This window comes from Flavobacterium denitrificans DSM 15936, from assembly GCF_000425445.1.
In the GTDB taxonomy this organism is placed as follows: domain Bacteria; phylum Bacteroidota; class Bacteroidia; order Flavobacteriales; family Flavobacteriaceae; genus Flavobacterium; species Flavobacterium denitrificans.
In genome coordinates, this window is record NZ_KE384377.1 from 286683 (window position 1) to 299417 (window position 12735).

Sequence of the window (12735 nt, forward strand, 5' to 3'; positions counted from 1 at the left end):
TTTTTATGGTTTGCACAGCAATACGTAAAGTTCGCAAAGCTATATATTGATAGAGCTTTGCGAACTTTGTGTTTTTAACCTCCTAGATCAAAAAAACTTAGCGTGCTTTGCGTTAAAAAAAAAAAACATTCAGCAAGAACCTGAAACTTGACACTTGAAACCTGAAGCAAAAAAAGTCCCAATAAAGGGACTTTTTTATATTATGAATTTTGTTCTAATTCTTTCTGCGGATGATATCCAAAAAGATGATGTTCTTTTATGATTTCGGCAACTCCAGAAGGAAGCATTGGTTCCCATCCAGATTTTCCTTGGCCAATCATTTTCAATACTTGTCGAGAGAAGATGTTCAGGATATTTGGATCGTAATCTTTAATGTCAACCACTTTTCCATTGAATTTAAAGAATTTGTACAATTCTTTCATTCTAGGATGAACTTTTAAGTTGTCTGAAGTAATAATTTCGCCATTATCGCCTAACATTGGGTATAAGAATACTTTCATGTCTCGGTAGAATAATTTTCCGAAAGCCTCTAAGATTCCACCACTTAAATGACGGTAGTATTTCTCGTCAAAAATATCAACAAGGTTGTTTACCCCCATCGCTAATCCCATTCTCGCTTTAGTATAATTAGAGAAATATTCTACTACCTTATAATATTCCTGGAAATTTGAAATCATTACAGTCTGACCTAGCGAACAAAGCAATTCGGCTCTATCCATAAAATCACGTTCATCAATTTCACCATCTGAACGCAAGTTTGAAAGTGTAATTTCAAAAACGGTTAAAGTATTGTCTTTGTCTACTTTGCTTTCATTTAGAAACATCTTTAATGATTTCTCATACATGTCAAGATTTACATTCGTCACAGGACGGAAACTTCCTCTAAACGCAAGAAGGTTTTTCTTGTATAAAACTGCTGCAGGCAAAACGTTTTTCCCTTCTGGGTTAAACATTACCGCATCTGTCATTCCGTTTTTAACTAATTGCAAACTCATTAAACGGTTGTCAACATCAGCAAAACGAGGACCTGAGAAGTTTATGGTATCAATTTCAAGCTGATCTTTATCTAAGTGATCGTATAAATAACGAAGTAAACGTTTTGGGTCATTGTATTTGTAAAATGCACCGTAAATTAAGTTTACACCTAAAATTCCAAGAGTTTCTTGTTGTAAACGGGCATCGGTTTCTTTAAAACGAATGTGAAGTATAATTTCGTTGTATGCTTCGTCTGGCTCAATTTGATAGCGGATTCCTACCCAGCCGTGGCCTTTAAATTGCTTGGCAAAATCTATCGTTGCTACAGTATTGGCGTAGCTGAAAAAAAGTTTGTTTGGGTGTTTTTCTCTGCTCAAACGTTCTTCGATCAATTCGCCTTCAAACGTAAGCATTTTTTTTAGACGGTTTTCTGTAACATAACGGCCGTCAGCTTCAGTACCATAAACGGCGTCACTAAAATCTTTGTCATAGGCAGACATCGCTTTTGCAATTGTTCCCGATGAACCTCCGGATCTGAAAAAATGCCTAACTGTCTCTTGTCCAGCACCAATTTCGGCAAATGTTCCGTAAATATTCTCGTTTAAGTTAATGCGTAACGCTTTGTCTTTTATAGAAGGAATCTGTTCGATGACCTTGTCACCTTTGAGTTTTATTTCTGTACCCATTTTATTTTAAATAGATTTGTTACAAAGTTAGTAAATTAGGCTTCTAATGAAAGAGAAATAATCCTATTTTTGTAAAAAAATTAAGTTCAATTGAAGGTCTATTTTTTAGGTACTGGTACTTCTCAAGGTATCCCGATTATTGGGGTTGATCATCCCGTTTGCAAAAGCACTGATGCTAAGGATAAAAGGCTCCGAGTATCCATTTGGATCTCGTGGGACGAGCATTCCTATGTAGTAGATTGTGGGCCTGATTTCAGACAACAAATGCTTTCCTGTGGATGCCGAAAACTCGATGCGATCTTATTTACACATGAACATGCAGATCATACAGCGGGTCTGGATGATATTCGTCCGTTTAATTTTAGGCAAGGTGAGATTCCTGTTTATGCGCATCAGCGTGTGATTGAAAATCTACGTCGCCGTTTTGAGTATGTTTTTGAAACAGTAAACAAATATCCAGGAGCACCGAGTGTTAAAACAATCGAAGTTGTAAATAATAAGCCTTTTGCCGTGGGTGATAAATTGGCAATTCCCATTAATGTGATGCATGGTGATTTACAGGTTTTTGGTTATCGAATTGACGATTTTGCTTATTTGACGGATGTCAAAACAATTGAAGACGTTGAAATCGAGAAGCTTAAAGACTTAAAAGTTTTGGTTGTAAATGCATTGCGCGTTGAGCCTCACGATACACACTTTAATTTACAGGAAGCACTTGATTTTATTAATCTTGTAAAACCTGAAAAAGCTTATTTAACACATATTAGCCATGTTTTGGGTTTTCATGAAGAAGTGCAAAAAACACTTCCTGAAAATGTTTTTTTGGCTTATGATAATTTAGAAATTACAATTTAATTATACCACAAAATGAAAAAATCCTTAATGCTTTATCTATTTCTTTTGGCAATATTAATGAACGTTTTTACTTATGCGTTTTATAGTGGTGAAGTAAAATTTGAAAGAGAGAGATATGATAAAACAACTAAGAAACTAAGAGACAGTATCAATCTAGTAACTGGAAAATTAGCTGAAGCTGATTATTTCTCGTTAGAGCATAATGAAAATGCTCATAATTATTTTGACAACAGCGCTTCTGGCGGAAAAGTGATTTTATACGAAAAATTGATTCCTGTTGTAACAGAGAAATTATTGGACTTAAATGCAAATCCAAAAGGGAACCCTTATACTGGCCAAGATATGATTGATGGAAAGAAATTTATCATCAATAAAATTAAAATTTTAAACCACAGATGGATTATTGCAGACTACAGCAATGGTGAATTATGGGGGGAAGTCTTGTTAAAATATTTTGTAGATAACGATGATAATATTACATTTGAAGTAAATCAAAGTTGGTTATATCAAAAATAGGGTTTTTTAATCCTATTTTTTTTGCTCAATTTTAAAATTATAGGATTATGAAAAAGATGATTTTGTTTGCAATTATTGTTACTGTATTTTCTTGCGCGAAAAAAGTGTCGCCAGAAAAGACAGATGCTCCAAAAACCGAAAAAGAGCCTAAAAAGGAAACTGTAGTTGGTGCTGATGCTGATACGCACGGTTGTAAAGCTTCGGCTGGATATACTTGGTCCGAACTTAAAAAAGCATGCATCCGAGTTTTTGAAGGAACAAAACTATCACATTACGATGACGGAAAAGAATACACCACTGCGTCATACGTAATTTTTGACGGAAATAAGGCCGAGCTTTTTTTAGATACTCAAAAAGAATCCATTATTTTAGAAAGAAAATCAAAGGGAGATTCTTGGGTAAATGGAGATTGGCAATTAATTCCGTGGAAAGGTTATGTTTTGAAAAAAGGAGGGAAGATTCTTTATACGGGACAATAAAATTTTAGTTTTCAGTCGCAGTCACAGTTTTCAGTCTTGAATTGCGAAAAACTTTGTCTAAGTTTGTATGTGACTGAGAACTGCGACTGAGACTTAAATATTCTCTTTAATGAAATCAGAAGTTACGACTTGAGCAAATTCTTCGTTTAAGCTTGCCAAAGCGGTTTGATGAATTATTTCTGCAGAGAATTCTTCGCCATTTATTCCTTTTTTATTGAAAGTTGCTGTTGCATCAGAAACTAAATATACGTTATAACCAAAATTTCCAGCCATTCTAGTTGTTGTAGAAACGCAGTGATCTGTAGTCAAGCCAACAATGACAAGATTTGTGATTTTAGCATCATCTAAAAGCTCTTTTAAATTTGTTCCTATAAAAGCGCTGTTTACATTTTTTTTAATGATTGTTTCATCTTTCAATGGTTTTACAACATCTTGAAAAGCATTTCCTGGATTTATTTCATTTAAAATTGAGTTCGGATTTGAAGAACAATGCTGAACGTGAAAAATAGGCAGTTTTTTTGATCTCCAAATTTTCAAAAGCTCGCCAGCTTTTTCTTCTGCCGTAACATTATTTCGGTCTCCGCCCCAGTACGCAACATCGTGAAAACCTTTTTGAATATCAATTAAAATTAATGCTGGATTGTCAAGTTTTGTATTATTCATATTATTGCGATAGTTTGTAAAGTTGTTATGAGTTTTGAACTTAGAATTATTTATTTAAGCGGATTGATAGTCTGTTAATTCTATTTGAAATTTAACTTTGGCTTTTAGTGCTGTAAAAACTTTGATGACAGTTTCTAGAGTTACATTTCCAGCATTTTTTTCAAGTTTAGATATCTGTGCTTTTTGAACACCAATTAGTTTTCCTAATTCTTCCTGAGTTAAATTACGTTCTTTACGAGTTTGTTTAATCGCATTTCCAATTGAATCCATTTGTAAATCATATTCAAATTGATCTCTGTTTGGAGTTCCAATTTTGCCAACAATTTCATCAGTTACTTGATCTAAAGTGTATGTTTTCATATTTTTAAAATTGAATCTTTATCTTTAAAATATTCTAATCTTAGTTTTTGTGCTTTTGTTATTTCTTTTTCTGGAACTTTACTTTGTTTTTTTGTAAAACCGTTTGTAGAAATTACTAGAGTATTTTGTGCATTCGTTTTATCCCAAAATGCCAATAACTGATAGTGATTTCCTTGATATAAAGTTCGAAACTCCCAAATTTCATTATTTAATTTTTTAAAAAGTTCAGGATCATTTTTTGTTTGTGATCTTCGAATATTATAAATTATTTTTTCTGAATGTTTTGGTTTTAATTCTTTTAGAAAATCAAAAACTTCCTTTAGAAAGATTACATCAAATTTTTTGTCCATTCTAAATATATTACAAAAATACCCAAAAGTTTCTTTTAAAGGAAACTTTTGGGTATTTAATTATTTTTTTCAATAAACCTAATTTGGTTTATGAGACTAAAATACAATATTTTCATTTTGGAATTACAATAAAATGTAATTTTTTTCTTTCTTTTATGAAATTAGCCAATTCTTAAAATCAAAGAAATTCTGTGGTGAAACGCCATGACCAACGGGATATTCTTTATAAGTCGCGGGAATATTTAGTTTTTCTAAAATTGCCGGAGTTTTTCTTGCCCATTCAATTGGAATGACTTGATCTACAGTTCCGTGTGAAGCGAATATTTTTAAGTTCTTAAAATCGTTATTTTCAAAACCTTCTTTTATAATTTCTTCGTTGAAATACCCGCTCATAGCAACTACTCGCTGAATTTTTTCTGGATAAGAAAGGGCAGTAGCATAACTTAAAATAGATCCTTGGCTAAATCCGATTAAAGTTACATTGTTGGTATCAATTGGGTAATTGGCAATTAATTCATCAATAAACGTAGCAATTGCATCGCGAGAAGTTTTTGCTTGTTCGTTATCTGAAAATTTGTTTTGGTCAGCATCAAAATTGATGGCATACCAAGCGTAAGCTCCGTATTGCAAATCGTAAGGTGCTCTTGCGGAAATGATATAGTAATTATCTGGAAGTTCAGATGCAAAAGAGAATAAATCTTCTTCATTGCTTCCGTATCCATGCAATAAAAGCAATAATGGGTTTTTGTCTAAAATTACTTTTGGTTCTCTTATTTTATATTCTAAAGATAGATTCATTTTTGGGAGTTATGAGTTTTGAGTTATAAGTTATGAGTTTCGTTCATAGCTTAAACTTTTAAAAGTTGTTGGAATTTAAATATTGAAATTTTTCTAGCCGATAGATTTGAACCATTTTTGGAATAAATTCCCAACTAACGGAATTGGTCTCATTTGCCCTTGAATAGCATTGAAAATACCAAAAGTCCAAAGAATTGAAATACAAATCCACATTGGGAAAGTGATAAAAAAACTATCGAAATTGCTGATGATAGCTCCAAAAGAAATAAAAGTCAGTGATAAACCTAAGGCCTGACGAATATGAAAAGAAGCAAAACTGTTTTTATTTTCAGAATTCATGCTCATGGCGATCAAAACACCAATAATTAGAATATAGCTTGTTATTGCAATTGATTTTCCTTCTTCGACTGTATTGTTCATTTTATTATTTTGTAACTAATTGATTTTGATTGAAAATTCCGTACACAGAACCTTTGATTTCAGTTCCTAAAAAAGCAGAATTTTTAGATTTTGAAAGTATGTTTTCTTTCGTAAAAGTTGATTTTCCTTCGGCTGTGAATAATGTCAAATTGGCTTTAGCACCTTCTTCGATCGTATTTTTTTCTAAACCGAAAGTAGCTCTTGCTGAAGTTAATTTTGCAACGATAGTTTCAACAGGCAAAACAGTCAATAATGCTCCAAAAGCACTTTCTAAACCAATAGTTCCGTTTTTAGCAGTGTCAAATTCCATTTTTTTGAATTCAATATCAATCGGATTGTGGTCTGATGTAATCATATCGATCGTTCCGTCTGCGACTCCGTTCAATAAAGCTTGTCTGTCAACTTCAGTTCGTAATGGTGGTGTCACTTTAAAACGCGTGTCAAATCCGTCTAATTTTTCATCGGTTAGAACCAAATGATGAACTGATGCGCTGCAAGTTACATTTAAACCTTTCGTTTTTGCTTCTCTTATCAATTGAACCGATTTTGCTGTAGAAATGGTCGGGATATGAAGTTTCCCTCCTGTATATTCTAATAAAAATAAGTTTCTTGAAATTTGAAGTTCTTCAGCTAGATTCGGAATTCCTTTCAATCCTAATCTTGTCGAAACAACTCCTTCGTTTGCAACTCCGTTTCCTTTAATGTTTGGGTCTTGCGAATATGCAATTACTAATCCGTCAAAATCCTGAACGTATTGCAAAGCAATTTTCAAAATATTAGCGTTATCGATACTTTTGTTATAATCCCCAAAAGCGATTGCTCCAGAATTTTTCATATCAAAAAGTTCTGCCATATCTTTTCCTTCGCTAGCTTTAGTCAAAGCACCAATTGGGAAAATTTCTGTAGCAAAACCATTTGCTTTATTTTTTACAAAATTTACCTGAGATTGATTGTCAATAATTGGCAGTGAATTTGGTTGTAATGCAATTGCTGTAAAACCGCTTTTTGCCGCAACATTCAATCCGTTTGCAATAGTTTCTCTGTCTTCGTAACCTGGTTCTCCAAGGGAAACACTGCTGTCAAACCAACCTTGAGAAACATGAAGATTATCAAAACGCACCACTTCGGCATTATCATTTGGAAGAGAAACGCCTATTTTTTCAATTAAACCATCTGCAATTAAAAGATCAACAGTCTGGTTATGAAACGGACTTTTTGAATCGATAATTTTGGCGCTTTTGATGATTAGTTTCATATGTAGATATTTTTTTGTCGTAAAATGATTTTTGTAAAATGTGAGCGTCTTTGGAAAACGAGAATTTTATTTCACAAATTTTATAATTGCCATTTCTAATGCTAAAAATAACAGTGCAAAGATAACAAACCATTTCCAAATTTGGCTGTCAGTTCGTTCAGTTTGTAATGTGTTAAAAATGGTCGAAATGGTATCAGCAGTTTTGAAATCCGAAACCACGTTTGTATTTACTTGGCTCAAATCGCTTTCGGTTCTTTTATAATTGAAACTTAAATTTTCAACCCATTCTTTTTTGTCAAAAATGCCATAATTCCCAGCTGTTTCAGGGAAATCATTAAACGTTAATTTGACTTTGTTGTTTAAAATCTGCTGAATTGGTATAAACGAATCTTCTGTTCCCTTTACTTCTAAAATCGCATCTTTTGTCAATAAAACATCAACAAAATAAGGCTGATTGTTTCCAATGGTCAACGCATTAACACCTGTTTTTTGGTTGTTTGTCGCGATTTTATAAAACAAAGGAACAATTAAAGGCGATTGCTGAAAGTTAGAATTTACGCTGTTTATTGGTGCCGAAAACAATGTAACTCCAGAAACTGAATTTTGGATTGCCGTTACAAAAGGACTTTGATCTTCAAAAGACAAAACGGCAGGATACGGACTTGAAACAGCGAAAGATGAATTTGTTTTTGGATATTGAAAATTTGTGATTTTGTTTTCAAAAACTCCAGAAAACAACGGATGATCGAAGTTGATTTTGGTAATCAGCTTGCTTTCGGTTTTTAAATAATTAAATTGAATTTTTCCAAAATTTCCTAAGAAATCGTTGAAGTTGGAAATTGAAGTTTTTTCAGATGGAATAATAACCAAATTTCCGCCCTTTGAAACAAAGCTTTTTAGTGTTGTTTGTAATGCCTGCGGAATCTCAATTAATTCATTCAGAATAATTGTATTCTGTTTTTCTAAGCTATTATAATCTAATGAACTAATCGAATAATTATTATAATTGAACTCGGTTGGGGTATAAATTCGGGATAAGAAATTGCTTTTTTCCGGCTCGCCAATGCTAATTACATTTGTTTTTTTGTTTTTAGAAATACTGAAATACAATTTATTGTCATACGTCAATCCGTTGTCTTCAATTGAAACATAACCATGGAAAGCTTCTTTTGGAATTGTAAAGTTGATTTTCTTTTTCTTTGCATCAAAATTGATGATGGTTTTGGCAATCAATTTGTTTTGATTATATAAAGCAGTCGAAATTGGACTGAAATCATCACCATAAGCCGATAAGCTTACTCCAATTTCATAAAAGTTTTCTAAAGTCTGATTGATATAAACACTATCAATTGAAACGTTGTTTTTTTGTTCTGCTTCTGGAATTATGAAATACGGTTTTTCTTCAAAATCAATATTATTTACGTCTTTTTCTTTTAAGCCTACAGCATCAGTAATAATTACTATATCTTTTTTATGCGCTGATTTGTGTGCTTTTATTTTTGCTAAAATTGAAGAAAGCTCAAATGGAGAAGCGCTGTATTTAAGATTTTGCAATGAACTTTTAGAGGACTTGATATCTGTGTTCCAATAATTTTCAGTGTTTGTCAAAAGTGAAAATTGTGCCGTTTCTGGAGTGTTTTCAAGCAATTCTTGCACTGCACGTTTCAGCAATTCACCTTTTTTCCCTTTTGCCTGCATGCTGAACGAATTGTCTAAAACAATATACATTTCGTTTGAAGCATTTTTGCTGTCTTTTGCTTCAAAAAATGGTTGTGCAAATGCAATGATTGCGCAGGTAAGCAATAATAACCGAGTAGCAAGCAATAATCGTTTTTTGATTTTTGAACTTTTTCGGGTTTGAATAGCAAGTTCTTTCAGGAAACGAACATTGGTAAAATAGGAAGTCTTAAAACGTCGTAATTGAAATAAATGAACCAAAATTGGAACAATCAACAAAAACAGAAAGTATAGAATTTCGGGATGTTTAAAATGCATTCTGGCTTCGATTTACTTCGCTACGTTTTATTTTTCGCGAAGATGCAGTCAAAAATACAAATTAAAATTTATTTGAACCATATAAGTTCATATAAGAGATTATAAGCAAAAAGTGAATAATTGATAATTAACAAAAGAATGCAACTTATACAACTTAGATGAACTTATATGGTTTAAGAAAAACATTGAAAAAATGTAACTTTTGTAATTTCTTTTGTAACAAAGAAACTATTCACAAAAAGATATTAATGCGTATTTTAGCCTATTCAAAAAAAGCAAATTATGAAAAGAATATATTTAGTTTTATTTTCAGCTTTGGCGCTAACAACGGCAAAAGCTCAAAGTAAATTCAACTTATTAGTTGGAACTTATACCAATAAATGCCAAAGCAATGGAATTTACGTGTACGAATTCAACGCTGCATCGGGTGATTTTAAGCTTAAAAACTCTTCTGAAAATGTAATAAGTCCGAGTTATTTATCGGTTTCTCCAAATAATAAATTTGTATATGCAGTAAATGAAAACGGAACTCAAAGTACTGTCAGTGCATTTGGTTTTGATGCTGCTTCTGGAAAAGTGAAATTTTTGAATACAAATGATGCTTTAGGAGCAGATCCTTGCCATTTGATCAATGATGATAAAAATGTAATTGTTGCCAATTATTCGGGGGGAAACATTGTTGTTTTCAAGAAAAATCCTGATGGAAGTATTACGCCAGTACAACAATTAATTCAACACGAAGGAAAAGGGCCAAATGTGGCGCGCCAAGAGAAAGCGCATGTACATCAAGTGGTTTTTTCTCCAGATAAAAAGTTTGTTTTGTCTAATGATTTAGGTTTGGATAAAGTGTTCATTTATAAATACAATCCAGCTTCTAAAAACGAAATGCTGACTTTAAAAGAAACTGTTGACGTAAAAGCGGGAAGCGGACCTAGACATTTAACCTTCAGTAAAGATGGTAAATTTGTATATCTAATTCAAGAATTAGATGCTACTTTGACAACGTTTAGCTATGACAAAACTGGAAACTTGAAAGTGATCGCTGAAACTAGTATTCTTCCAAAAGATTTTAAAGGCGCAACAGGTTCGGCGGCAATAAAAATTTCGCCCGATGGAAATTTCCTTTATGCAACTGACCGTGGAGATGTAAATGCAATTTCAGTTTTTAAAATTCTAAAAGATGGAAAAATCGAACTAGTTGAACAACAAAGTACTTTAGGAAAAGGCCCAAGAGATTTTGCAATTGATCCATCAGGAAATTATCTTTTGGTGGGGCATCAATATACAAACGACATTATTATTTTTAAAAGAGATAAAACAACAGGAAAACTTACTGATACTGGAAAGAAAATCGAATTATGTTCGCCAGTTGGATTGGTTTTTACGAAGATTTAGTAAAAAAGTTGCTAAGTTGCTGAGCTCCTAATATAAATCGCAAAAGGGTGAAAAATTCATTTGAATTTTCACCCTTTTAAGTTTATGTAAAAAACTTAGAATCTTAGTAGCTTAGTAGCTTAGAACCTTAGCATCTAAAAAAAGTTATTTCTTTTTCTTCTTTTTCTCATTTCTCGTTTTCAACATATTTCTGTTGACAGAACCATGCGTTTTCTTTTTGGTTTTTGAAGGTCCTCCAAGATTGACTTTTTGATTCTTTTTTGATTTTTCGTGAAAAGCACCATCTCCTTCAAGCTTTGGTTTTTTCATTAAAAATTTTCTTGGCAATTTGTCTTTTTCAGCTTCTATTAGCTTTTCTGAGATTTCTACTTCTTCAGGAAAATCAACAATGTCAAGCTCTTGATCCATTAAAAGTTCTGTTTCGATTTTAAACTCTTCTTCTCTTGGAGTAACAAAACTAATTGCTGTTCCGGTTGCATCGGCACGACCTGTACGACCAATTCTGTGCATGTATAGTTCTGGTTCTTCAGGAAGTTCAAAGTTGATTACGTGCGTGATATTCGAAATGTCCAAACCTCTCGCCATAACGTCGGTCGTGATTAAGCCACGAAGATTTCCTTCTTGGAATTCAGCCATTGTACTCAAACGATAATTTTGAGATTTATTCGAGTGAATAACACCAAATTGTCCTTCGAAAAGCTCGTCAATACGATTGAAAAGCATATCAGAAATCTTTTTATTGTTTACGAAAACCAAAATACGGCTCATGCTTTCATCGGTTTCCAGCAAATGTTTTAATAGATTTACTTTTGTATTGAAATTCGGAACATTATATGTAATCTGAGTAATTTTTTCAAGCGGCGTTCCCGATGGAGCAAGCGTAACTTCTTCAGGAAAATCAAAATAATCATTTAATAAATCATCCACTTCATCAGTCATCGTTGCTGAGAACAAAATGTTTTGACGTTTGGTTTTCATCATTGCAAAAAGCGCAGTCAATTGAGGTCGGAAACCTAAATTCAGCATTTCGTCAAATTCGTCGATAACCAGTTTTTGAGTTTCATCAAAACGAACCACAGCGTCAAGCGCTAAATCCATTGTACGACCAGGAGTTCCAACTAAAATGTCGACACCTTCATAAACGGCTTTTTTTTGTGTATTGATGTTTACGCCTCCGTAAATTCCCAAAGTTTTAACTGACATATAGGTAGTCAGTTTTTCCACTTCTTCCACAACCTGAACCACTAATTCACGTGTTGGAACTAGGATTACTATTTTTGGCGTATTTGTATGGGTGAATTTATAAAGCTTTAAAAGAGGCAGTAAATAGGCAAATGTTTTACCAGTTCCGGTTTGTGCAATTCCCATCATATCGCGTCCAGACATGATTACAGAAAAAGATTTTTCCTGAATAGGAGTTGGTGTAACAAAACCTAATTCGTCTACAGCTTTTTGTAATGATTTTGGAAGATTGAATTTTTCGAAAGTGCTCATTTGCATTAAATTTTGCGCAAAGATAGCTATAAATAGCTGAAAATTGGCATCTGTTAAAAATTACGATTGATTATTGCTTTCGTATTTCTCAAAAAGTAAGTTTAAAAAGCTATAATAATCGCTTTATTCGCAATAAAAGTTCGTTAGGATTAAATGGTTTTGCAATAAAATCATCAACGCCCAATTCAAAAGCTTCTTCGACGGTATTCTCCTCTTCACCAAGTGATGAGAGCGCAATAACACGAATATTTGGAAAGTTTTTTTTGATATGATTGATAATTTCCAGACCAGATTTTAACGGAATAATGATTGTGGTGATCACTAAATCAGGCAAAATAACCGGAATACGCTCAAGCGCATTCATGCCATCTTTGGCAACACTTATTTTGTAACCTTCTTTTTTTAAAATGAATTTTAGAATTTCAATTGCCATATCATCATTTTCGATGATCATAATTTTTTTTTCGCTTATACTCATTTTGCTGTTTTTGGCT

14 protein-coding genes are annotated in these 12735 nt (G+C 32.8%); 4 read left to right on the forward strand and 10 right to left on the reverse strand.

From position 1 onward, the window contains the following. Window positions 1-200: 200 nt before the first annotated feature. Window positions 201-1661 carry a nicotinate-nucleotide adenylyltransferase gene (locus H600_RS0113055; protein WP_026729197.1) on the reverse strand — a complete coding sequence of 487 codons (1461 nt, stop codon included), beginning with the start codon at window positions 1659-1661 and terminating at the stop codon, window positions 201-203. A 90-nt stretch (window positions 1662-1751) separates the two neighbouring features. On the opposite strand from H600_RS0113055, the gene H600_RS0113060 reads away from it, so the two are divergent. From H600_RS0113060 to H600_RS0113070, 3 genes are read left to right on the forward strand one after another with little or no spacing between them, the layout of a single operon-like run. Beyond that, entirely contained in the window at window positions 1752-2516 is a 765-nt protein-coding gene (locus H600_RS0113060) for an MBL fold metallo-hydrolase (protein ID WP_026729198.1), read from the forward strand. Window positions 2517-2528: 12 nt separating this feature from the next. Then, window positions 2529-3032, forward strand: a complete 504-nt coding sequence (locus tag H600_RS0113065) for a hypothetical protein (protein ID WP_035108643.1) — start codon at window positions 2529-2531, stop codon at window positions 3030-3032. A 47-nt stretch (window positions 3033-3079) separates the two neighbouring features. Continuing rightward, on the forward strand, window positions 3080-3511 hold the full coding sequence (locus H600_RS0113070; RefSeq protein ID WP_245176565.1) for a hypothetical protein: 432 nt from the start codon (window positions 3080-3082) through the stop codon (window positions 3509-3511). Window positions 3512-3604: 93 nt separating this feature from the next. On the opposite strand, the gene H600_RS0113075 is transcribed toward H600_RS0113070, so the two are convergent. The 7 genes from H600_RS0113075 to H600_RS0113105 form a co-directional block, all read right to left on the reverse strand. Next, window positions 3605-4174 carry a cysteine hydrolase family protein gene (locus H600_RS0113075; protein WP_026729201.1) on the reverse strand — a complete coding sequence of 190 codons (570 nt, stop codon included), beginning with the start codon at window positions 4172-4174 and terminating at the stop codon, window positions 3605-3607. Between the two features lie 54 nt (window positions 4175-4228). Further along, entirely contained in the window at window positions 4229-4534 is a 306-nt protein-coding gene (locus tag H600_RS0113080; protein ID WP_026729202.1) for a helix-turn-helix domain-containing protein, read from the reverse strand. Then, window positions 4531-4884, reverse strand: coding sequence for a type II toxin-antitoxin system RelE/ParE family toxin (locus tag H600_RS0113085; protein WP_026729203.1), 354 nt, complete (start codon window positions 4882-4884; stop codon window positions 4531-4533). The genes H600_RS0113080 and H600_RS0113085 overlap by 4 nt, the downstream gene beginning before the upstream one ends. Window positions 4885-5037: 153 nt before the next feature. Then, complete coding sequence (locus H600_RS0113090; RefSeq protein ID WP_026729204.1) at window positions 5038-5682, reverse strand: alpha/beta hydrolase; 645 nt, start codon at window positions 5680-5682, stop codon at window positions 5038-5040. A gap of 93 nt (window positions 5683-5775) precedes the next feature. Then, window positions 5776-6102, reverse strand: a complete 327-nt coding sequence (locus tag H600_RS0113095) for a membrane protein (protein WP_026729205.1) — start codon at window positions 6100-6102, stop codon at window positions 5776-5778. 4 nt (window positions 6103-6106) lie between these two features. Beyond that, the gene (locus H600_RS0113100; RefSeq protein ID WP_026729206.1) at window positions 6107-7357 is read right to left on the reverse strand and encodes a dihydroorotase; all 1251 of its coding nucleotides are present in this window, start codon (window positions 7355-7357) and stop codon (window positions 6107-6109) included. Between the two features lie 66 nt (window positions 7358-7423). After that, window positions 7424-9352, reverse strand: a complete 1929-nt coding sequence (locus tag H600_RS0113105; RefSeq protein WP_026729207.1) for a BatA domain-containing protein — start codon at window positions 9350-9352, stop codon at window positions 7424-7426. 282 nt (window positions 9353-9634) lie between these two features. Between H600_RS0113105 and H600_RS0113110 the strand changes: the two genes are divergently transcribed. Continuing rightward, the gene (locus tag H600_RS0113110; protein ID WP_026729208.1) at window positions 9635-10747 is read left to right on the forward strand and encodes a lactonase family protein; all 1113 of its coding nucleotides are present in this window, start codon (window positions 9635-9637) and stop codon (window positions 10745-10747) included. Between the two features lie 144 nt (window positions 10748-10891). On the opposite strand, the gene H600_RS0113115 is transcribed toward H600_RS0113110, so the two are convergent. After that, the gene (locus H600_RS0113115) at window positions 10892-12241 is read right to left on the reverse strand and encodes a DEAD/DEAH box helicase (RefSeq protein WP_026729209.1); all 1350 of its coding nucleotides are present in this window, start codon (window positions 12239-12241) and stop codon (window positions 10892-10894) included. 109 nt (window positions 12242-12350) lie between these two features. After that, on the reverse strand, window positions 12351-12719 hold the full coding sequence (locus H600_RS0113120; RefSeq protein WP_026729210.1) for a response regulator transcription factor: 369 nt from the start codon (window positions 12717-12719) through the stop codon (window positions 12351-12353). Window positions 12720-12735 lie beyond the last annotated feature (16 nt).